Source organism: Microcoleus sp. K1-B1, from assembly GCF_036704705.1.
Lineage (GTDB): Bacteria > Cyanobacteriota > Cyanobacteriia > Cyanobacteriales > Microcoleaceae > Microcoleus.
Genome location: NZ_JAUBSH010000004.1, coordinates 61,147 through 83,049 on the forward strand (window position 1 = coordinate 61,147; position 21,903 = coordinate 83,049).

Genomic DNA, 21,903 nt, shown 5'->3' on the forward strand with positions numbered 1-21,903 from the left:
AGCTAAAGTCCTCTGAAGAGGACTAATTAGTTTAAAAATTCGGCGTTGCTGAATACAGGTAGGAATTAATATTTCCCAATTGCTATAAGACAAGTAGGGTGAGTTTTGTAACATCAAGCAACAAGTTGATTCCTACCATGAATCAGCAACGTCAAAAATTCTTCTTCTCAGTCCTCTTGAGCGAGGACTTTCGCTATGAGACAGGGGTTTCAACCCCTGGCGGATTGGCGGACTAACGGGTGGGCGGCGTGAATCAGCAACCTCAAAAATTCTTCTTCTCAGACAGGGAATGAATTCCCTGTCTCATAGCTAAAGTCCTCTGAAGAGGACTAATTAGTTTAAAAATTCGGCGTTGCTGAATACAGGTAGGAATTAATATTTCCCAATTGCTATAAGACAAGTAGGGTGAGTTTTGTAACATCAAGCAACAAGTTGATTCCTACCATGAATCAGCAACGTCAAAAATTCTTCTTCTCAGTCCTCTTGAGCGAGGACTTTCGCTATGAGACAGGGGTTTCAACCCCTGGCGGATTGGCGGACTAACGGGTGGGCGGCGTGAATCAGCAACGTCAAAAATTCTTCTTCCCAGTCCTCTTTGAGAGGACTTTAGCTATGAGACAGGGATTTCAATCCCTGGCGGACTACCTGGCGGATTGGCGGACTACCGGGTGGGCGGGCTGACAGCTTAAGTTTACACCAATGGGCCGAAGAGCCCGGAACGGGCATCTTGCCCGTTCCACAAAGAATGAGTTTTCTTGTGGGGAGTAGGGGTTGGGCCGGAAAGCCCGCCCATAAAAGGGTTTATCGCCCGCTAGCTAAAGCCTCCCGCAATTTACGGCCCCGCGATTTATCCCGAAGTTCGGGAGTTGCCATCCGCAACACAAAATCCAGCAACCAAGGCGCTATTCGGTGACACCAAACTGCTAGATGACTTTGATATCCTACTAAGATTTCCGGTGCATCTTTGTGCAATCCCGCGACAAGTGCTAGGGCAACTTTTTCGGGAGTTGTGGGCACTACCCACCGGAATTGTTCCAAGTCTCGCACCATGTCGGTATCTGTTAGAGATGGCAGCAAAGCTGTGACTCGAACATTGTACTGAGTTAACTCGCTACGCAAAGCTTGGGTGAATCCCAAAATCGCAAATTTGGTAGCAGAATAAGTCGCCATTGTGGGAGCGGCAATTTTGCCCATTAAGCTCGAAACATTGACGATTGTTCCCTCTTTTTGAGTCGCCATTCGTCGAGCTATCAAGCGGGTAATTGTGTAGGTTCCGAGCAAATTTAAGGCGATTTCTTCCTCGATTAATGGCAGCGGGGAACGCAAGAATGATGCTTGGTGGGCGACGCCTGCACAGTTGACTAGCAGGTGAATCGGGCCGCAATCTCGCCAAGCTTGGGCGATCGCAATATTCACCGCTACTGACTGAGTTAAATCCAAAGCTAACGGCACTACTTCTGTGCCAAAAAGATCGATTTCCTCTGCCAGTTCAATTAATTGCTTGCGGTTGCGCGCCACAATCAACAAGCGTTTGACTCCTTGTCTCGCTAATGCCAGGGCGATCGATCGCCCAATTCCGCGCGAAGCTCCTGTAACAAGAGCTGTTTTTCCTTGAAGTTGCATAGATTAAACCTTTTGGTAGATACTCATCGCGGCACGGAGTTATGAGTTGTGAGTTGTGAATTATTAGTTATGAGTTGGATGTTTTGGCGGTAACAACTCATAATTCATAATTGTTGAAAAGGCTATCTTGTTCCGATAAGCCTAATTTATTCGTGGGGTTAACTCAAAACCCAAAACTGTTGAATCGCTAACGTGCGCGTGAGTTGAACTAAACTTTTGGTTTGCCAGGAATCAGTCAAATATCTGGTCATGTAACCTCATGCAAGCAGACAAACCTGAGATGGGCAAACCGAGTCGGAAATCATGGCCAAGCGGGCTTTATTACCGCTTTTTCTTCTGTTCGCGGAGGTGGACTTTGCCTGTGTAGCCGCGAATAAAATCGCCGGGAATTGGTTTTCTTCAGTCCACAGAGGCGGACTTGGCCTGTGTAGTCGCGAATTTATTCGCCGGGAATATTCACCCCGAATTGGTCATTGTTCGGGGCTTAATTACCCCTTGTTTTAGTCCGCAGAGGCAGACGAAATCCTGTGCAGCGGCGACTTACAATCGCCGGGGATTCGTGCGAATGGGCACAGGATAATTGAGCAATGCAGATTATCAATTCCACACCTCCTAGATATGAGAATTTCCTATCTACACACACCTTAACAACTTGACAGAGAAGCGGCAACAATTTTTAATAAATCTTCCGCAACACTTCTTTACAATTTTCTCAGACTGCGGATTTCCAAGTGCCGTGAAAGCCCAAAGGTATGACACCGGGCAATTCTAGCTGACAAACAGGTTCGCGGGAAAGTCCGTCGCTGTCAAATATCCAGACTTCGCTGCTATCAGAATTGCCGTCGTAAACAACTGTTACTATCCAACCTTTCTCCGAGGAAATATCTGGAACGTAGATGGGCTCTGCGGGATAGCGATTTTCGCCACAGTCGGCAATTGTGAGATTGCGGCTTTGCGTGTCCAAACGGGCGATCGCACCATAACGTTCCGGTACAATATCAACGTCAGGGCGATACATTGCCAGATAAATATATCGTGCGTCTTGTCCTACTTCGTCCGCCGGTACAACCGGAAACTCACAAGGTTTATCCAACAATTCTTCTATTCCTGTCACTTTCGCCGTCAGAGGATTGAGATGCACTCGGCAAAGAGTACCCTCCGCATCGGTGCTAGTTTCACCAGTCGGTACTTCTTTCAGTCGCTGATTAGTTTGAAAGTCAGCGAAGCGCACAAAATCTACAGCCACGGAACCATCTTCCTTGACAAAACCATTAGCAAAATGCCACTGAAACCAAGGTTCGGTTTCGCCGCGACTAACTAAAGAGAGAGTTTCAGAGTCAAAAATTAATATCTGAGTACCTAACTCCGGTTTCCACTGAAAGGACTCGCTATAACTGCTAATTCCCGTTAACAATGGCAAAAAATTGACTTGCACCGGCGGGATAAAAAATATCAGATATTTACCCGCCAAAACAAAATCATGGAGCGCGTAAATTCCATCTAAAGCAACTGTTGATTGTTGCAGGATTTTGCCAGTAAAATCGCTTTTATACAGATTCAACTTTGTAGTCGCACCGTTGGTAACTCCAAAGTTGAAAATATTGCCAGTAATCGGGTCGCGCTTGCAGTGAGCAGAATAAACAAATTTACTATCTAAACTGCCTAAATCGTCCGTTCCCTGAGTTTCCAGGGTTTGCAAATCGAGGCGGTGAGGCGGGCCACCTTCCCACAATGCCAAAAGGCGATCGGGCAAAGCTAAAACAGAAGTATTGGCAGCATTTTTAACAGTTTTAGTCCACCGCAACCACACAGGGCCCGGTGCTGTCATGCCATAATTACTGTAGAGAAATTTATCAGCTTTTTCTTCAGCTAAATATCCCGCTGTTTGCACGTAGCGATAAACAGCCGTAGCACCGACATCGGTAAAATGTACTGCCAAAATTGCACCGTCGCCATCAAACCAGTGTCCCGCAGCAACACCGCCGCGTTCCAAACGTCCGGGCCCGTTGCGGTAAAGAGTACCGCGCAATCCTGCGGGAATTTTACCGCTTTTAACCAATAGCTGAGTCAGCGGAAACTCTGCAGCCGGACGGGCTAAAGCTTGAGCCCAAGATTTTTTAGATGAGATTTTAGCGTTTGTTTTCATTTGAAACTCGCAATTTTAAACTGATATGACAGAATTTTTGCTATACAATTATAGCAAAAACCATCTATAACAGTTCTCGCGTGAGCCATTCATCAATGAATTAACAATTCCTCAATCCCCCAATCTAAAATCTAAAATCTAAAATCTAAAATTTCAACCTGTACCTCACTTAATCGAACAAGGGTATAACACCTATGACTCTCCACCGCCGTGCTCTGCTCACAACTTTTGGGCTGACTGCTATTGGTACTCAGCTTTTGCCGTTAGCGAATCCCTCGAATAGGATCGCGCAAACCAACCTTTCTCCCCAAAGTGCGATCGCTAATCCGCGCCGCCTGCAAGTCGGCGATACTGTAGCCTTAATCAATCCTGCCGCTTTCAACTACGAAAAAGAAGTGCAGCCATTTTTTAAAGTTCTGGATAACCTGGGTTTAAAAGTTAAATTGGGAAAGCATTTTTACGATCGCTACGGCTATTTAGCCGGCAAGGATGCCGATCGCGCCGCCGATGTCAACGCAGCCTTTGCCGATGACTCAGTGCAAGCTATTTTTACCGGGATGGGAGGCTGGGGCTGCGGTCGGATATTGCCGCTCCTGGATTACAATATTATCGGCAACAATCCCAAAATTATTATGGGATTCAGCGATATTACGGCGCTGTTATTGGCGATTTATGCTAAAACTAATATAGTTACTTTTCACGGCCCTTTAGGTGCGTCAACTTGGAGTCCTTTTACAGTAAATTACGTCAAGAAAGTTTTGTTTGAGGGCGGCTCTGTGACCATGCAAAACTCCCCAAGCGTGCAAGTTCAAACAATCGGGCGCGGCACAGCTAGGGGAAAACTAATCGGCGGCAATTTATCAGTAATCGCAGCAATGGTGGGTTCTGCATATTTACCGCAGTGGGAAAATAGTATTTTGTTTGTCGAGGAAGTTGGCGAAGAAGTTTATCGCATCGATAGAATGTTGACGCAGCTCAAATTAGCGGGCATTCTTGATAAAATATCCGGTTTTATTTTCGGGCAGTGTACCAAGTGCGAAGCTGAAAAACCCCAAGAGTCGCTAACCTTACCTCAAGTCTTGTCCGACCACATTCGCCCTTTGAATATTCCTGCGTGGTATGGTTCCATGGTGGGACACATCCGGGAGCAGTTCACTTTGCCGATCGGCAAACAAGTCGAAATTGACGCAAATTCTGGTACAATCAGATTGTTAGAATCTGCTGTCAATTAAGTCTTGAATTCTTGTGGATATTACCGAGGCAGAGCCTCTGGATCTGCGTTCCCCGGCAAAGCCAGGGAACGAGAAATAACGAGAAATAAATTTAAACACCAAATCCGAAATATCGTGAAAAAAACAGCACAATTAATTAAACCCTTAACAGTAATAATTTTGACAATTCTTTGCCTGTTGCCGCTCAATGCCTGTGCAGCAGCAAGTAAAACCGCCAACAGCGACACCATTTATCAACAGCGAACTGTCCACAATCCCGACGGCATCGGCAAATTTTACATGGGTCGAGAAATTGCCCAAGTCATGGGATATCAAGGCGCTAGTTGGCTAGAAAGACCCTCTCGTGGCATGGAAGAAAAATCAGCTCGATTAGTCAACAATCTCGATTTAAAACCAACCGATATTGTAGCCGACATTGGAGCGGGAACGGGATATTTTAGCTTTCGCATCGCTCCCTTAGTTCCACAAGGAAAGGTTCTAGCCGTTGACGTGCAGCCGGAAATGATTAATTTTCTGGAATTGAATAAACAAGAAAAAAATATCGCTAACGTTGAGCCAGTTTTGGGCAGTATCGACAATCCCAATTTGCCGGAAAACAGCGTAGATTTAGTTGTGATGGTCGATGCTTATCACGAATTTGCATATCCCAGAGAAATGATGCAAGGAATTGTGAAAGCACTCAAACCGGGAGGCCGCACAGTATCGATCGAGTATCGGGGCGAAAACCCGCTGATTCCCATTAAAGGTTTGCACAAAATGACGCAGAAGCAGGTGAAAAAAGAAATGGCCGCCGTCGGTTTAGTATGGAAAGAGACAAAAGATATGTTGCCCCAGCAGCATTTGATGGTGTTTGAGAAAAAATCTCAAATTTAGCAGCCAAACAGAGCGATTGTTTACCATTTTTACTCATTTTTGTCAAGGTACAAAAGACGTACTTTTGAGGCGATCGGGCGATCGGTCAAAAATTCTAAGCCTTAAGTAACCCTTAAGAGAGACATTTTACTAAAAATACCATTTACAATTAAAAATTGATAACCCAGAGGCGCTTCCTTCATTTTTCAAGCGAAGAAGTGTCGCTATTAAGAAGTACCAGCGTGAACATTCCAAGTTCCATCCTCACCATGCTCGCCGGCATCGGAGTGACTCTGATCAGTCTCTGGTACGGGCAGAATCACGGTTTACTGCCGATCGCCGCCTCTGATGAAGCATCCGACATAGACGCACTTTTCAATACAATGATGACCATTTCCACGGGACTATTTATCATGGTCCAAGGAATTCTCATTGTTGCTGCAATTAAATATCGCCGTCGTCAAGGTGACAACACAGACGGGCCGCCTTGGCATGACAACTTTCCCTTAGAAATTCTTTGGACAGCCGTGCCGGCGGTGATTATTTTAGGAATCGGAGTCTACAGTTTTGAGATTTACAACTCAATGGGAGGCCTCGATCCGATGGGCAATCACGACCACGGCACGATGCAAGCGCACTCTAAAATGCGGGGAAGTGCGATCGCAGCCACACTCTCAGATACACCCCAAAACGCCCCTCAAATTCCGTCTCAAAAACTCGTTGCTTTAGGCGTAGGCGCTTCCCCAGAAAATGAAGACAAACCAGCAGACTTAGTTGTAAATGTCACAGGTTTGCAGTACGCCTGGATTTTTAGCTATCCAGAAAGCGGCGTTAGTTCTGGCGAACTGCATATGCCAGTCAACCGCGACGTACAGCTAAATATCTCAGCTCAAGACGTGCTGCACGCATTTTGGCTGCCGGAATTTCGCCTCAAACAAGATGCAATTCCTGGGCGGCCGAGCGAACTGAGATTTACACCAACTAAAACCGGCGAATACCGGGTTGTTTGTGCTGAATTGTGCGGCGCTTATCACGGAGCGATGAAAGCTGTAGCAGTCGTTCACACGCCCGAAGAATTCGACGGTTGGCTGCAAAGCCAGCAAGTTGCTAGCAGTCAAAACTTAGAGCAAGCAGTTGCAGTCAATCCAGGGGAATTGTCAGACGGAGAATTTTTGGCTCCCTACGTCAGGGAAATAAAAATTAATTCCGAAACCCTAGAACAACTTCACCCAACTCATCACTAAAAATAGTCATTAGTTCCTGGCACTGGGTCTTCGATCCTGAGCTAATAACTAATGACTAATAACTAATGACTAATAACTATGACACAAGCACAGTTCCAAGAAAGTGCAAACACTGAGGCTCGCGGAACAGCGCCCGCCGATAGACATTGGCGCGACTACTTCACTTTTAATACCGACCACAAAGTCATCGGTATTCAATACCTGGTAACAACATTTATTTTCTATCTAATCGGCGGCGTGATGGCAACTTTGGTGCGAACCGAACTCGCCACCCCCGACGCCGATTTTGTCACCCCCGAACTCTACAACAGTTTATTTACTGTTCACGCGACGGTGATGATCTTCCTGTGGATCGTACCCGCCGGAGCCGGATTTGCTAACTTTTTGATCCCCTTAATGATCGGGGCCAAAGACATGGCATTTCCCCGGCTGAATGCCGTTGCCTTTTGGATGATTCCCGTAGGCGGCGTGTTGCTGTTGAGTAGTTTTTTAGTAGGAGCTCCACAGGCTGGTTGGACATCCTATCCGCCTTTGAGCTTAGTTACTGCTCAAGCCGGGGAAGAAATTTGGATTCTCAGCGTTTTGATTCTGGGAACTTCTTCGATTTTGGGGGCGGTAAATTTTGCCATTACCATCTTTACCATGCGCGTTCCCAGCATGGGTCTCAATGATATGCCCTTGTTTTGCTGGGCGATGATTGCGACTTCAGCGCTGACTTTGATTGCTACTCCAGTCTTAGCCGCAGCTTTGATTTTGCTGTCGTTTGACTTGTTAGCAGGGACGGCATTTTTTAACCCAACAGGCAACGGCGATCCCATCGTCTACCAGCATTTATTCTGGTTTTATTCGCACCCGGCAGTTTACATTATGATTATGCCCTTTTTCGGGGTGATTTCAGAAGTTTTGCCGGTGCATTCGCGCAAGCCAATTTTTGGTTATTTGGCGATCGCCTATTCCAGTCTCGCAATCAGCTTTTTGGGCTTGATCGTGTGGGCGCACCATATGTTTACCAGCGGCACTCCCGGCTGGCTGCGGATGTTTTTTATGATCACAACTATGATCATCGCCGTACCAACTGGGATTAAAATATTTAGCTGGTTGGCAACTATTTGGGGAGGGAAACTCCGGCTTGTCAGCGCCATGCTATTTGGGATGGGTTTTATCTCAACATTTGTGCTCGGCGGCATCACCGGGATCATGGTGGCTTCCGTACCTTTCGACATTCACGTTCACGACACTTATTTTGTCGTCGCTCACCTACACTACGTGCTGTTTGGTGGCTCAGTGTTTGGCATTTACGCTGCTTTTTACCACTGGTTCCCCAAAATGACGGGGCGGATGATTAATGAATTGTGGGGTAGAGTTCACTTTGTTTTAACCTATGTTGGCTTTACTGTAACTTTCCTGCCGATGCACGCTTTGGGGATGCAAGGAATGCCTCGGCGGGTGGCAATGTACGACCCGAAATTTACCACAATTAATGTCATTTGTACTGTCGGTGCTTATATGCTGGCAGTGTCTACAATCCCGTTTATCATTAATGTGATTTGGAGCTGGAGGTACGGCCCGAAAGCAGGTGACAATCCTTGGCAAGCTTTGAGTTTGGAATGGATGACGACTTCGCCACCCCCGATCGAAAATTTTGAAGGAGTGCCGGTATTGGCAACGGGGCCCTACGATTACGGCATGGAAAAAATTCAGCATACAGGGGAACGTCTCAGGCTCAAGCTGAGGGAAAATGCCACCCGCAACGCCCAGAAAACAGGTATTCCTATTGCGGAGGCTCAAGCTTCAACTTTCTTTGGCGGTACTGCCACTTTGGTCGCTCCTGAATCAGAGGTAAATGCTGATTCTCCTGCTGATGAAAGTCAAGATGGCGAATAGTTATTAGTCATCAGGCATCAGTCATTGGGCATTGTTGACTGTTGACTGTTAACTGTTGACTGTTAACTGATGACTGATGCCCACGGACAACTGACAACTGACAACTGACAACTGACTTCTTCATTACCAATTTCTTATGCAAATTCCAGCGATCGATCCGACAAAAACAGCCCTAAATTACCACCACGAGGGCGAAGTAGAAGCACACGGCGAAGAGCATCCCGACCACCGAATGTTAGGTGTAATTGTGTTCCTGTGCGCTGAAGGCATGATATTTTTCGGTATGTTTGCCGCGTATTTGATTTATCGGGCGATGGCCCCCGTGTGGCCTCCTGAAGGTACGCCTGGACGAGAGTTATTGCTGCCGGGAATTAATACGGTGATTTTGATTGCTAGCAGTTTTGTGATTCACAATGCTGATACGGCAATCAAAAAGAATGATGCCGCCGGAATGCGGAATTGGTTGCTCGTAACTATTGCTATGGGCGCCGTTTTCTTGGCAGGTCAGGTTTACGAATACACTCATTTAGAGTTTGGCTTGACGACTAATTTGTATGCCAGTTGCTTTTACGTTTTGACTGCTTTTCACGGCTTGCACGTTACGTTTGGAGTGCTGCTGATGGCGGGAGTGGTGTGGCGATCGCGCGTGCAAGGTCACTATTCTAGCGAGCACCACTTCGGCATCGAAGCGACTGAGATTTACTGGCACTTTGTCGATGTGATTTGGATTGTTTTGTTTCTGTTACTGTATATTTTGTGATCCCAGAGGCTTTTGGGCCTCTGCCACAAGAGATTTGTATGACCCCCTATTGGGGGTTTTTTTATTGTTTGGAGAGTGCGATCGACTTTCTTTCACCTCCTCAAAGCCGATCGCGCTAAACTAAAAGTAGCAATTATCGTATCCAGCAGCATTGAGAAAATTATGCAGTGCGAATTGTGCGATCGACAAATGGAAGCATTAACCGCCCATCACCTCATCCCCAAACAAAACACCAAGCGGAAAAACGAAGATCCAAGCCAGACAATCGACATTTGCTCAGCCTGTCACCGCCAGATTCACTCTCTATTTGACAACAAACACCTCGCCCAAGAGCTCGACACCCTGGAAAAGCTCAAAAATGACCCAGAACTCCAGAAATTTGTCTCTTGGATTAAGAAACAAAAAACCGACAAACGCATTCAAGTACGCGGCAAAAAAGCTCGATCGTAGGGCCAGAAATCAGATATATACTCCGGGACGCAGTTACTGTCTGAAGCCCGGTTTCTTCATAAATTTTTCGTTCCTTAACCCAAAATTTTACAGAGAAACCCGGTTTATTTGCGTAAATCCTAGTATAGTTATTTACTTATTAGTAACAAGCTGCCAACAATTATTATGAACCTCACCTCCCTCGAACTCGCAAAAGACCGAGCGCGCATCTACAAAAACTACCTCCAAATGGAAATAGATGCCAAAGCTAACATAAACAAACTAGCTTTTTTAGACCGAGGAATTGAAAAATCACCTTACCAACAACACATTAAAAACTATCCCGATTATCTAAAACAGAAACCCGACGGCTTAAAAGTAATTAGCTCTATTCCCGGCCCCAATAATCCCCTCAAACTTACCCCGTTTCCCAGCGTGGGAGAACTACCTCAAATTAACTCTCAAGCTTTAAATTTTTTGCACGCAGAAATTAAGGAAGCCTGCGTTTGCATTGGTACTTTTGTAGACGGCAAAATTCAGGCGCAGTGGCTGGGAAAAAACGCACTTACCAATGCTGAGCAGTGGAGTGCCACTAAAATTATCGCACTCCTTAATATCGTCAGTCAAATAAATAGCAAATATCCCGACTGCGACATTGACAACTGCGTTGTTAGAGATGGCAACGGGCTAAGACACGATTTTTACTTTTACGATGTAGCAAAAGACATGATTAGCTATGCCTCAAATATAGGAAGTTCAAACTCCTTAGCTGCGATGTTCAAACGCTTCGATACTCGCATAGGACTAGAGCAATGGCTGAAGAGCGCTACTGGCAATAATGACCTAATTTTTCGCGGCGATTACGGCGAAAATCCTTATCTCACCAACCCAAAAATATTCGATCTCACCAAAAAACAAGTGCTGCTAAGTGCCGCATTAAACAGCACCAAACAAAAAAATTCCGTATCTGCTTACGACTTGACCAGGCTGATTTCCATGTTAGGATGGCACTTCCACATCGAACAGCGATCGCGCATGAAAGCATCTCAGTGGAACAGCTTAGAAAGCATTGTCAGAGCAATGGGACACGACAGCGCTCGATATGTGGACGTAGCAATTAAAACTTTGGGGATGGAGAGCCTTATCACTTCTCCAGTAATTATCTCAAAATTGGGTTACGGACTGAGCTCGATCCGGGGAACCCTAGAAACAGTTTATGTGGCTTTAGTGCGGTTTGTTGACGAGCGGCCCAAAGCGGCGGAAAAGCCGGCAAAAGTCAGAACTTTAGCCATGAGTTTGCGGGCAGAAAAAGCTGTAGGCGGTTCCAGCAGTGTCGATCGCTTGGCGATCGAACAAGACGCCAGAGTCGCCGCCGAAGTCACCGAGATTCTCCGCCGGTTGTTTGCCGAAGAATTTTAAAGGCGCGCGATCGGCTAATGAGAAAGTCGGTGAAACTTGCGGTAAAGCATCCTCTCCACCGGCTTTCCTCCCCGCAAATGTTGCTCAGTTATTGCCGCCACTTCTTCAGGGCAAACGCCATTGTACCAAACCTCTTCTGGCAGCACCAACACCATCGGCCCGTTGCCGCACTGTCCCAAACAACTGCTAGCAACAACTTCAACTTCTGAGGGCGACAATTTCTGAAAAGCTGCCAGTACCTTTGCTGAATTTTGCTTGCGACAAGTGCGGTTTTGACAAACAAGAACTTGCCTAGAAGATTGGATAATTTTCATATTTTTTACTTGACATTCTGCTGCATATATGCTATTTTTTATCATGGGAATAGGTGCGCGCATATACGCCCAGATTTTATATAGAGCCAGATTTTAAGGTGCGCCGCAGCGCACCCTACGGTTAATCTGGTGACAAACCTTTGGAAGCCAACCATTGTCGATCGAACAAACGCGACTGATACCGAGCCCCGCCGTCGCAGAGTACCGTAACAATCGTATGTCCAGGCCCCATTTGCTTCGCTAAAGCCACGGCCGCCCCCACATTAATCCCCACAGAACCGCCCATAAACAGCCCTTCTTTCCTCAGCAGTTGGTAAATCACCCGGACAGCTTCAGTATCATCAATTTGAATGGCGTCGTCTACCGGGGCATTCTCCATATTTGCAGTGACGCGGGTGGTGCCAATTCCCTCAGTAATCGAACTGCCTTCAGTCTTAATTTCCCCAGTTTTGAAATAACTGTAAAGCCCGCTACCCATCGGGTCTGCCAAGACAATTCTAACAGCAGGATTTTTTTCTTTCAAAAACATTCCTACCCCAGCAAAAGTGCCGCCAGTACCAGTAGCTGTTACCCAAGCATCAATTTTCCCGTTGGTTTGTTCCCAAATTTCCGGGCCCGTTGTCTCGTAATGAGCTCGGCGATTGGCTAAATTGTCAAACTGATTTGCCCAGACTGCATTCTCCATTTCCGAAGCCAATCTTCCCGACAATTTGACATAATTATTCGGGTCTTTGTAAGGAACAGCGGGAACAGTCCGAACTTCAGCGCCCAAGGTTTTCAAAGCACCGATTTTTTCTTGAGATTGGTTATCGGGAATCACAATCAAACATTTGTAACCTTTAGCGTTGCAAATGTGGGCCAAACCGATGCCTGTATTGCCGGCAGTGCCTTCAACAACGGTGCCGCCCGGTTTGAGCAAGCCTTTTTCTTCTGCGTCTTTGATAATGTATAAAGCGGCCCTATCTTTCACGGAACCGCCGGGATTTAGAAACTCTGCTTTGCCGAGAATTTCGCAGCCAGTTTCATCGCTGAAGCTGTTTAATCGAATTAGTGGTGTGTTGCCGATTGTGCCTACAAAGCCGTTTTTAATATCCATATTTTTTGCGTGTGTGTATCCTATGATTAATTTTTACAATAAGTTGATATTTATTGCTACCACTTTTACCAAATCTTGCTCATATTGAGTACAAATCCTGGCAAAACGGGGTCGCCGCTAACTGTAGCCGGATTCTCCAAACATTCTTCTGGCAAACCAGGACGGTAAATATAAACTCTGCGATTTTTGCGGTCAATTAACCACCCTAACTGCACTCCGGGTTCTCTCATATATTCTTGCATTTTTTCTTGCAATGGTTTGAGCTTGTCAGAAGCAGACCTCAGTTCTACTACAAAATCCGGGCAAATCGGGGCAAACTTTTGCTTTTGTTCTGGTGACAAAGCATTCCATCTTTCAAATTTTATCCAAGCAGCATCCGGCGACTTTTGTGCACCTGTTGACAGAGTAAATCCTGTACTCGAAGTAAACGCTAAACCAGTACCATTTTGTTCTGCCCAAACCCACAGCGGCCCAAATATATTACCTTCTCGGTTTCCCGTCTCCGAACCAGTAGGGGGCATAATTAGCAATTCTCCCGATTTGTTGCGTTCAATGCGTAACTCACTATTGATTTGACAGAACTCGAAAAACTCGTCGTCTGTCATTTGCAATTTGGGCGGTATTCGCAACACAATTGTTGATGACAGCATTTTGCCTTTCCTCAAATCTAAAGTGTTTACACAAGATTGCACAATTTCTTTGTTTGTAGTGAGGACTAAAGTCCTTAAAAATCAGGATTAAGGACTTTAGTCCTCACTACAAGCTGGTTTGACGCGGGAATTATAGAGGTAAGGTGTGCAGTACACACCTTACATAATTAGGTTCTGCTTCCAGGAATGTTAAACCTATTTATTCGGCTGAGGAGTCATCCGCAAATAAGGCTTAATCGGCGTATAACCTTTGGGAAATTTCTCTGCCAATTCTGCGGGGTCGGTAATCGAAGGTACGATTACGCAATCGTCGCCGTCTTTCCAATCAACCGGAGTCGCAACGCTGTAGTTGTCGGTAAGTTGCAAGGAATCAATTACTCGCAAAATCTCATTAAAATTCCGACCAGTGCTTGCCGGATAAGTAATGCTCAAACGCAATTTCTTTTGCGGGTCAATCACAAAAACTGTGCGGATTGTTAAGTTGTTCAGCGAGTTGGGATGGATCATGTCGTAAATGTCGGAGACTTTACGATCGCCATCTGCTAAAATCGGATAATTGAGGGTGACATTTTGCGTTTCCTCAATATCTTTAATCCAGCCCATGTGAGAATCCACATCATCGACGCTGAGGGCAATGGTTTTGACGCCCCGCTTTTCAAATTCAGACTTGAGACGGGCCACTGCACCGAGTTCTGTGGTGCAAACTGGAGTATAGTCTTTCGGGTGAGAAAACAACACGACCCAGCTATCGCCAGCCCAGTCGTAGAAATTGATTTCCCCTTCAGACGAAGCTTGGGTAAAGTTGGGAACTGTATCGCCTAATCGCAGAGTCATAACTGATTTCCTCTAATTTTATTTAAGGACTGTTCCTTATCATGCCATAATTCCCCGGTTTCTCGATCGAGCTGTAAAGGATTCTAAACTTTTGGGTCGATCGATCGGCAATTCCACTACTCTAATGTATGTGTGGCTTCTAACGCTAAATTTTCTTGCTATGCTTTACTTTTTGCTTAAGGCAATACAGCCTGTTTTAGTCCCGCTGTGTTTTGTCTCCGCTTGGGGCTTAGTTTTTTTGCTGTGTTTGAGTGTCGGGCGTACTGTCACCGACTCCCTGCGCCGAGCTCAGAGGATGCACCAAATCCCTTGTGCTAACTGCGTATTTTTCACGGGCGACTACCACCTCAAGTGTCCCGTTCAGCCTACAATAGCTTTTTCTGAAGATGCGATCGACTGTCCTGATTATCGATCGCATTCGGGAACTTACGGTTAAAAAAATCGGCGGACGCTTTACATATTTCTTAACAACTCTGGCTCTTTCAATTAAACTTAAGTTGTGGTAAAGAGATTTTAAGGAGTGCCGAAAGAATGCTAATTCAAAAACTAAATGCCTGCGACGAGTTTATTGCTGGCGACGGTACTCAACTGCGAGAATTGCTGCATCCAGACAAACAAGCTGTGGATTTGCGTTACAGTTTAGCCCACGCCACTTTGCCACCGGGACAAACTTCTGCGCTGCACTCCCTGACAACTTCTGAAGTTTACTACATCCTCAGCGGCGTTGGAGAAATGCACATCGACGACGAAAATCAATTTGTGGAAGCCGGAGATGCAGTTTACATTCCCCCAAACGCCAAGCAGTTTATTTACAACTGTGGCACACAGCCACTAATATTTATTTGTATCGTCGATCCTGCGTGGCGGAAGGAAGACGAGACTATTTTCCAGTAATTTTCTAGTTTTTATCCTTGTATGCTCCTTACCAGGTTCTGCCCGGTAACGCATATCTAGAAGCTCTGCCTTTACTGAAAAAAAGATCATCAACCGAAAATCTCTTTTAACAACAACAGCACCCAGCCATATGTACCGAGTGATTTCCTCTTTTTTCAACTTCGATGTGGAGTTGCAATAATCCTCGGATTCAGTTGCATTGCTCCCCTCTAATTAGTTGAGGAAGTATCAGCTTTGTTGGTGGGTGCTGCTATTGGTTTTTAATGAGACAGATGTGAGATTAAACAGCGTTTTTACTCCTTAGATTCTATTGTGAACTTCGCTGTGGTATCTAGATGTTGTATCTGTCAGAGAAGCTTTTTGTTCGCTTCATATTATTAATTTAGCACCTTCTTCTAGAAGTGCAAGTACCTGCAACTAAACTTTACATTTTTAGAAGTAACGGCGGAGAATGATGAAGTTAAATTAAGCATTGAGCTTTCTAGCTGCTCAGCTAAAATAGTAGAGTTCGGCTGTGCTTGCTGCTGCGAGAAACGGCATAATGTGTGTATGAAAACAACCAAACTCATCAAACTGTGCGCCTTATCGCTCAGCATCTTTCTGCTGTGCAGCAGTGTAGTGACAGCGCAAACGACGGCGAACCCTCAACCTCCGCAAACTTACACTAACCAAGAGATTCTGCAACAGTTGGTGAAGGCAAAAGTCGTGTATCTGGGAGAAACCCACGATAGCGCGGAAGACCACCAAGCTCAACTAAAGATTATCCGAGAAATGCAGCGGCAAAATCGGAAAATTGCGATCGCGATGGAAATGTTTCAGCGTCCCTTTCAAAGTGCGATCGACAACTACTTAGCAGGTAAACTGACTGAACAGCAATTAGTCGAGCAAACAGAGTACGATCGCAGATGGCGCTTTCCCTGGGAATCTTACGCCCCCACTTTGCGGTTTGCCAAAGAAAATCAACTACCTGTCCTCGCCTTAAATACACCATCCGAAGTAACGAGAAAAGTTGCCAGTCAAGGTTTAGAACGCCTCACAGCGGAGGAAAAAAAGCACATTCCGCCAATATCCGAAATTCGCACCGACAACGCGGAATATCGGCAAATGCTGCTAGAAGTTTTCCAGCAACACCAAAAGGCAGGACAGGAAAATAGTACGGCTTTTGAAAGATTCTTGCAAGCCCAAGTTTTGTGGGACGAAACTATGGCGGAAAAAATAGCTGAATTTGTCAAAGCAAACCCCGACTATCAAGTTGTGGTGTTGGCGGGGAAAGGACACATTATTTACGGTTACGGCATTCCCAGTCGCGTCGAGAGGCGTTTGGGAGTCGGGAATGTAAAAATGCGATCGGTTTTACTCAATTCCAATGACAATCCTGTTTTGTCGGCAGATAGACCCATTGCTGACTTTGTTTGGAAGCATTGATTTGATATGATCTCAAAAATATAACCCACTAAGCCAGAGGGAGAACCAAATCGTGAAAGTCAAGCGTCTAAAAATGAACTCATTCCGAGGCATCAGCGATTTGGCCCTGGAGTTTGATACAGATGAGCCGACTGTGTTCATCGGTATTAACGGTGTGGGGAAGTCCAGCATACTTGAGTGTTTGGCTATTCTTCTCTCCTGGCTGACAAAGCGAATTCAAACTCCCAATAGTAATGGACGTTCTTTCAACGAAGATGATATCAAAAAAGGATGCAAAGAAACTCACAACGAAATTACAATTTCAATCAATGACTGGCCGGAAGTGGTATGGTCTTTAACCAAAGTCAGTAAAGGGCGAAGCAAGGATACTAGCAGCAACCTTGGGGACTTAAAAAAAATTGTCGATCGCATACACAGTCAGTTAGATGCTAATTCTTACGCAGCATTGCCTCTGGCTGTTTACTACCCAACTAACCGTGCCGTACTTGATATTCCTTTGAAGATTAGGACGAAACATTCGTTTGAGCAGATAACTGTTTATGATGAGGTTCTCACGGGAGGGCAGATCGATTTTAGGCGCTTTTTTGAATGGTTTAGAGATCGGGAAGATTTAGAAAACGAAGTACGACTAAATGATTCCGATCAGTATCGCGATCGCGAACTAGAAGCAGTCAGATATGCGATCGCTAACTTACTAGACGGCTTTTCAAATTTACGGGTTAGGCGATCGCCTTTGCGAATGACTGCAGACAAACAAGGCGATGAACTGATCGTCAATCAACTATCCGATGGTGAAAAATGCTTGTTAGCACTAGCAGGAGATTTAGCAAGGCGTTTGGCGATCGCAAATCCAAATCCAGATTGCAATCCGCTTGAGGGTTCCGGCGTTGTTTTGATTGACGAGATTGAGCTCCACTTGCACCCAAAATGGCAACGGGCGATTATTCCGAACCTGAAACAAACATTCCCAAATTGCCAGTTTATAATTACGACTCATTCGCCACAGGTAATCAGCGATCTCAAATGGGTTCATCTTTTGAGGTCAACATCTGAAGGAATTGCGATCGATCGAGTACCATCCTTTGGGAAAGATAGCAATCGGATTCTAGAAACGCTTATGGGAACTCCCGAACGTCGGCAGGAAATTAAGGAATATTTACGCGAATTGTTTCGCTTGATAGACAAGGGCGAACTCGGAAAGGCACGGCAATTTCGCCAAAATTTAGCAGACCAAATGGGAGAAGAAGATCCTGAATTTGTGAGAGCAGATTGGCTAATTCAACGCAAGGAAATTCTCAATAAATGAAATATATTCAAAAGGGGAAAGAACCTCAAAATTTTTCCGACTGGAAGGCTACACAGAAGTCTCTCGGTTACAACTATGATTACAAATGTCTTCTCAACCCTGAGAGAGGATCGGTACACATTTCTTTGCTAAGTGAACAAGGCTATATTTGCTGCTACTGCTGTAGGAGTGTTGAGCAAAGTAAGAGCCATATTGAACATCTAGCCCCTCAGAGCAAGACAGATTTAGAATTATCTGTTGATTACACAAATATGCTAGCTTCTTGTGGCAGAGATCCAGATTGGCCAGAGTATTGTGGCAATAAGAAGAAGAATCTTGCGATCGGGGTTTCGCCACTACAAGCCAACTGTGAAGAATTTTTTGATTACTCTAGCAGTGGTGAGATACTGCCAACTGCAAATAATTTAGCTCATCAAAAAGATGCTCAAACAACCATTAAAGTTTTGGGACTCAATCATTATGACTTAATGCAGGGACGAATTCAAGCACTTGAAGCATTGCAAGGAATCATGACACAGCAAGAGGCCGAATTATTAGCTCAAGTTTGTCAACAAATGAATGCACAAGGGCGATACCAGCCTTTTTGTAATGCAGTTTTGTATTTTCTCAAAAATTATTTTGGTGTTTCTTAAGTTGAATCTTACCCAAAGATTGCGCGATCGACGATCGGACTTAATAAAAATTAAACTCCACCACATCACCCCATCGCACAAAATTAAATCGCCCGATCGCAGATTGCAGAAACTCGATGCACCAAGGCACACTTTACATATCGGTCCTCGGTCGGTTATATTTACTACAAACCGCGCGCAGGCGTGTGGGAGACTCCTCAGTCACGCCGGCCCGGTTTTTTATTGGTGATTATTTATTTAACTAATATATGTTAAGGCAACAGACAGCGATCGCCTCCCTTTGCTAAAATTTATTTTGGAAATGTCAAGATTATCTTGTCAAAATATCAGGAAAAAATCAATGACAAACAGACCAAAAATACTTGCATTTGCCGGGAGCACCCGCGAAGGATCATATAACAAACTGCTGGTAAAAGTTGCGGCGGCTGGGGCTACTGCGGCGGGCGCAGAAGTTACTTATGTAGATTTGCGCGATTTGCCGCTGCCGCTATTTGACGAAGATTTAGAAGCAAAAGAGGGAATGCCAGAAAATGCCCGCCACTTGAAGGAATTGATGGTAGCGCATGACGGGTTTTTGATAGCTTCCCCGGAGTATAACAGTTCAATTACGCCTGTGTTGAAAAATGCGATCGATTGGGTATCGCGCCCAGCACCGGGTGAACCGGGATTGGTGGCATTTACTGGCAAAGTAGCGGTAATTATGAGTGCTTCCCCAGGCGGAATCGGCGGTTTGCGGGGATTAGTGCATTTGCGATCGATCCTGGGGAATATTAACGTATTGGTACTGCCGGATCAGAAAGCAATTCCCCAAGCTTTTGAAGCATTTAATGCTGACGGTACGATGAAAGATCCCAAACAGCAGGACGCTGTTGAGAATCTCGGTGCTAAGTTGTCTAATGTGCTGTCGAAATTAATCGCCTGAAGCAATAAATTCATTTGGCAGTAGGGACACAGCAATGTTGTGTCCCTAATCCTAGTATCTGTTATTTCGCTGGTTGCATCAAGTGCGATTCATAGAATAAAAACCTTGAAACGGCATTGTTAAAATGCCCAAAATCCGACTAATTTCATTAATAAAAAAGTCTCGCTTGTCAATAAAAATTGTGCTGTTACTCAATTTAAGAAACTTCCAATCAGTACCCGTAGTAACAGCCCCATAAATGCTTTCAATTTGCTCTCCGCTGCGCTGATTAAATAATTGGGCGGCTACCATTTCGGCAATACACTGGCCTAAACCGGATTTAATACTTTCATTCTTAGCCTCTGTGATAGTAATTACGGGGGCGCGAATTTCATAGGAATCCTTCGATGCAGTGAGAATATAATCGCAATACCCGTTTAAGCCCGCTTCTACATCTACATTTAATTCTGAACCAGAGAAAAAACCAACTTGAAAATTAAATTGCCGCCTGACTTCCAATAATATTGGAGCAATAATTAATTCAGCGCGAGCCTTTTCTGTATTAATTGCAGTAGCTAAAGACAGGTTTTCAGTTAAAGTAGTTTGCAAATAGGAACTTGGCTGTACCTCTGGGATATCACTAAACAAATTTAAAGGTTCTTCTACGGTTAAATTAAAAGATTCTCTAACTTTCGCTAAAGTTGTAAAGTCGCTGTATGCCACAGGTTAACCTCCTTGCTCGATTTTGGCGATCGCATTCTCAAATTGCTACAATTATAATTGATTGCCTGTTATACTCAACCCCAAATTAACATGACATTCACCGGAGATCCCGACTCAGCACCTGCTTTGCCCACAGCAGCAGAAGCAGCGGTTGCCAAAACCAGTAGCCGCGCTTTAGAATCGCACTTGCAAAATCATCCGTCTGGCGAATCTCTCAAATTGATATTAAACGAAAAAGAGGGAAAGACAATTGACATACCTGCCGCAGCATTGCCACTGCTATTAGCGATTTTGCAACAGACAAGCAGCGGCAATACTGTCAAGCTGATTCCAATTACTGAGGAACTCGATATCTGGCAGGTTGAGGCCATACTCAATGTCTCCCGCGAGTATGTGTGGAAGTTGCTAGATTCTGGCGAAATTCCTTACAAAATGGTAAGTACCTGTCGCCGGATACGTTATGAAGATGTAATGAAATATAAAAAGCAGGATTATGACAAAAGAAGTAAAATACTTGACGAACTTGTCGCAGAATCAGAAGCACTCGGTTTGTACGACTAACTCATGGAAATTGTAAAAGTTGTCTGCGATGCTAATGTTTTGTATTCAGCCGCACTCCGCGATTTTTTGATGGAATTAGCAGTTGGTGATGTGTTTGAGCCGAGGTGGACAGAAGAGATTCACGGCGAGTGGATGAGAAACGTGCTTCAAAACAATCCAAATCTCACATTAGAACAGCTTGCCAGAACCAAAAATCTGATGAATGCAAGCATTAAAAATTGTGTGGTGACTGGCTACGAGCCAATTATACCAGAGTTGGAACTCCCAGATCCGGGCGATCGGCACGTTCTAGCAGCAGCAATTCATTCTCGCGCGGATTTTATCGTTACTTTCAATCTCAGGGATTTTCCTGTGGAGAATCTCAAACAATATAACATTGAACCGCTGCACCCAGATCAGTTAATCATGCGCTTTCTCAACTTAAAGTTTGAAGGTGTATGCAAAGCAGCCGAGAAACAAAGAATCAGGCTCAAGAATCCGCCAAAAACGCCTGACGAGTATTTACAAACGCTGGTAGAATTGGGACTGCCGCTGTCAGCAACTCGGATGCGAGAATTGTGCTATCGAGATTAGTTCGATCGCCAACCACAGACTTTTCCGAGTTTCTTCCCAGGTGTATTCTTGTATCTTCCCACAGGCTAACTCTTCGACATAGCCCATATACCACTCATCTACTTTTTCCCACACCGCAGTAAATATATTTACCCTTGTGCCTCTACTTGAAAACGGGTATAATTTTATTTCCTAGAGATAATAGCTCGTGGAAAACATTACCACAAATTGTACCAAAACCGCATCACCCGATCGACGTAAAACAAAACCACCCGATCGCAGATTGGCAGAAATAGACAAGAGTAGACATACTTAAACCATCGGTCATCGGTCGGTATATTTCTTCCAAACAGCACGGCAGGCGTGGGAGACTCCTCCGTCACGCCTGCCCTGCAGTTTTATTTGATAATTGTTCGATTTCCTACG

The 21,903-nt window shown here is 45.0% G+C and carries 23 protein-coding genes; 15 read left to right on the forward strand and 8 right to left on the reverse strand.

The features are described 5' to 3' along the window. Window positions 1–801: 801 nt before the first annotated feature. Both QUA83_RS02300 and QUA83_RS02305 read right to left on the reverse strand, forming a co-directional pair. Window positions 802–1,623, reverse strand: a complete 822-nt coding sequence (locus QUA83_RS02300; RefSeq protein WP_333291187.1) for an SDR family NAD(P)-dependent oxidoreductase — start codon at window positions 1,621–1,623, stop codon at window positions 802–804. A gap of 712 nt (window positions 1,624–2,335) precedes the next feature. Then, window positions 2,336–3,769: a carotenoid oxygenase family protein gene (locus QUA83_RS02305; RefSeq protein WP_333291188.1), complete on the reverse strand. Its 1,434-nt coding sequence runs from the start codon at window positions 3,767–3,769 to the stop codon at window positions 2,336–2,338. A gap of 194 nt (window positions 3,770–3,963) precedes the next feature. On the opposite strand from QUA83_RS02305, the gene QUA83_RS02310 reads away from it, so the two are divergent. From QUA83_RS02310 to QUA83_RS02340, 7 genes are all read left to right on the forward strand, one after another. Continuing rightward, a complete protein-coding gene (locus QUA83_RS02310) occupies window positions 3,964–5,001 on the forward strand; it encodes an LD-carboxypeptidase (protein ID WP_333291190.1) in 1,038 nt (345 codons plus the stop codon). 114 nt (window positions 5,002–5,115) lie between these two features. Then, a complete protein-coding gene (locus tag QUA83_RS02315; protein WP_333291192.1) occupies window positions 5,116–5,874 on the forward strand; it encodes a class I SAM-dependent methyltransferase in 759 nt (252 codons plus the stop codon). A 221-nt stretch (window positions 5,875–6,095) separates the two neighbouring features. Next, window positions 6,096–7,097: a cytochrome c oxidase subunit II gene (locus QUA83_RS02320; protein WP_333291194.1), complete on the forward strand. Its 1,002-nt coding sequence runs from the start codon at window positions 6,096–6,098 to the stop codon at window positions 7,095–7,097. 78 nt (window positions 7,098–7,175) lie between these two features. After that, complete coding sequence (gene ctaD, locus QUA83_RS02325) at window positions 7,176–8,981, forward strand: cytochrome c oxidase subunit I (RefSeq protein WP_333291195.1); 1,806 nt, start codon at window positions 7,176–7,178, stop codon at window positions 8,979–8,981. A 136-nt stretch (window positions 8,982–9,117) separates the two neighbouring features. After that, window positions 9,118–9,741 carry a heme-copper oxidase subunit III gene (locus QUA83_RS02330; protein ID WP_333291197.1) on the forward strand — a complete coding sequence of 208 codons (624 nt, stop codon included), beginning with the start codon at window positions 9,118–9,120 and terminating at the stop codon, window positions 9,739–9,741. Between the two features lie 75 nt (window positions 9,742–9,816). Continuing rightward, complete coding sequence (locus tag QUA83_RS02335) at window positions 9,817–10,191, forward strand: HNH endonuclease (protein ID WP_333291199.1); 375 nt, start codon at window positions 9,817–9,819, stop codon at window positions 10,189–10,191. Window positions 10,192–10,356: 165 nt separating this feature from the next. Further along, window positions 10,357–11,589, forward strand: a complete 1,233-nt coding sequence (locus tag QUA83_RS02340) for a hypothetical protein (protein WP_333291201.1) — start codon at window positions 10,357–10,359, stop codon at window positions 11,587–11,589. Between the two features lie 14 nt (window positions 11,590–11,603). Here the strand turns inward: QUA83_RS02340 and QUA83_RS02345 are convergent, their stop codons facing one another. From QUA83_RS02345 to QUA83_RS02360, 4 genes are all read right to left on the reverse strand, one after another. Then, the gene (locus QUA83_RS02345) at window positions 11,604–11,903 is read right to left on the reverse strand and encodes a (2Fe-2S) ferredoxin domain-containing protein (protein ID WP_333291202.1); all 300 of its coding nucleotides are present in this window, start codon (window positions 11,901–11,903) and stop codon (window positions 11,604–11,606) included. A 121-nt stretch (window positions 11,904–12,024) separates the two neighbouring features. Beyond that, window positions 12,025–12,999 carry a cysteine synthase A gene (locus QUA83_RS02350; RefSeq protein ID WP_333291204.1) on the reverse strand — a complete coding sequence of 325 codons (975 nt, stop codon included), beginning with the start codon at window positions 12,997–12,999 and terminating at the stop codon, window positions 12,025–12,027. Window positions 13,000–13,064: 65 nt separating this feature from the next. Next, the gene (locus QUA83_RS02355) at window positions 13,065–13,649 is read right to left on the reverse strand and encodes a Uma2 family endonuclease (protein WP_333291206.1); all 585 of its coding nucleotides are present in this window, start codon (window positions 13,647–13,649) and stop codon (window positions 13,065–13,067) included. Window positions 13,650–13,844: 195 nt separating this feature from the next. After that, entirely contained in the window at window positions 13,845–14,483 is a 639-nt protein-coding gene (locus QUA83_RS02360) for a peroxiredoxin (protein ID WP_333291208.1), read from the reverse strand. Between the two features lie 160 nt (window positions 14,484–14,643). Between QUA83_RS02360 and QUA83_RS02365 the strand changes: the two genes are divergently transcribed. From QUA83_RS02365 to QUA83_RS02390, 6 genes are all read left to right on the forward strand, one after another. After that, window positions 14,644–14,919, forward strand: coding sequence for a hypothetical protein (locus tag QUA83_RS02365; RefSeq protein WP_333291210.1), 276 nt, complete (start codon window positions 14,644–14,646; stop codon window positions 14,917–14,919). A gap of 95 nt (window positions 14,920–15,014) precedes the next feature. Further along, a complete protein-coding gene (locus tag QUA83_RS02370) occupies window positions 15,015–15,377 on the forward strand; it encodes a cupin domain-containing protein (protein ID WP_333291211.1) in 363 nt (120 codons plus the stop codon). A 549-nt stretch (window positions 15,378–15,926) separates the two neighbouring features. Further along, window positions 15,927–16,802: a ChaN family lipoprotein gene (locus QUA83_RS02375; protein ID WP_333291213.1), complete on the forward strand. Its 876-nt coding sequence runs from the start codon at window positions 15,927–15,929 to the stop codon at window positions 16,800–16,802. A gap of 52 nt (window positions 16,803–16,854) precedes the next feature. Beyond that, window positions 16,855–18,108: an AAA family ATPase gene (locus QUA83_RS02380; protein ID WP_333291214.1), complete on the forward strand. Its 1,254-nt coding sequence runs from the start codon at window positions 16,855–16,857 to the stop codon at window positions 18,106–18,108. Next, complete coding sequence (locus QUA83_RS02385) at window positions 18,105–18,740, forward strand: retron system putative HNH endonuclease (protein ID WP_333291216.1); 636 nt, start codon at window positions 18,105–18,107, stop codon at window positions 18,738–18,740. Before QUA83_RS02380 ends, QUA83_RS02385 begins: the two co-directional genes overlap by 4 nt. A gap of 340 nt (window positions 18,741–19,080) precedes the next feature. After that, the gene (locus tag QUA83_RS02390) at window positions 19,081–19,662 is read left to right on the forward strand and encodes an NAD(P)H-dependent oxidoreductase (RefSeq protein WP_333291218.1); all 582 of its coding nucleotides are present in this window, start codon (window positions 19,081–19,083) and stop codon (window positions 19,660–19,662) included. A gap of 78 nt (window positions 19,663–19,740) precedes the next feature. Here QUA83_RS02390 and QUA83_RS02395 read toward each other — a convergent pair whose 3' ends face one another. Beyond that, window positions 19,741–20,364, reverse strand: a complete 624-nt coding sequence (locus QUA83_RS02395) for a hypothetical protein (protein WP_333291220.1) — start codon at window positions 20,362–20,364, stop codon at window positions 19,741–19,743. Between the two features lie 90 nt (window positions 20,365–20,454). On the opposite strand from QUA83_RS02395, the gene QUA83_RS02400 reads away from it, so the two are divergent. Together QUA83_RS02400 and QUA83_RS02405 are read left to right on the forward strand one after the other, a co-directional pair. Continuing rightward, window positions 20,455–20,925, forward strand: coding sequence for an excisionase family DNA-binding protein (locus QUA83_RS02400; RefSeq protein ID WP_333291222.1), 471 nt, complete (start codon window positions 20,455–20,457; stop codon window positions 20,923–20,925). A 3-nt stretch (window positions 20,926–20,928) separates the two neighbouring features. Continuing rightward, window positions 20,929–21,498: a PIN domain-containing protein gene (locus QUA83_RS02405; protein ID WP_333291224.1), complete on the forward strand. Its 570-nt coding sequence runs from the start codon at window positions 20,929–20,931 to the stop codon at window positions 21,496–21,498. A 197-nt stretch (window positions 21,499–21,695) separates the two neighbouring features. Here QUA83_RS02405 and QUA83_RS02410 read toward each other — a convergent pair whose 3' ends face one another. After that, window positions 21,696–21,860, reverse strand: coding sequence for a hypothetical protein (locus QUA83_RS02410; RefSeq protein ID WP_333216390.1), 165 nt, complete (start codon window positions 21,858–21,860; stop codon window positions 21,696–21,698). Window positions 21,861–21,903: the final 43 nt, after the last annotated feature.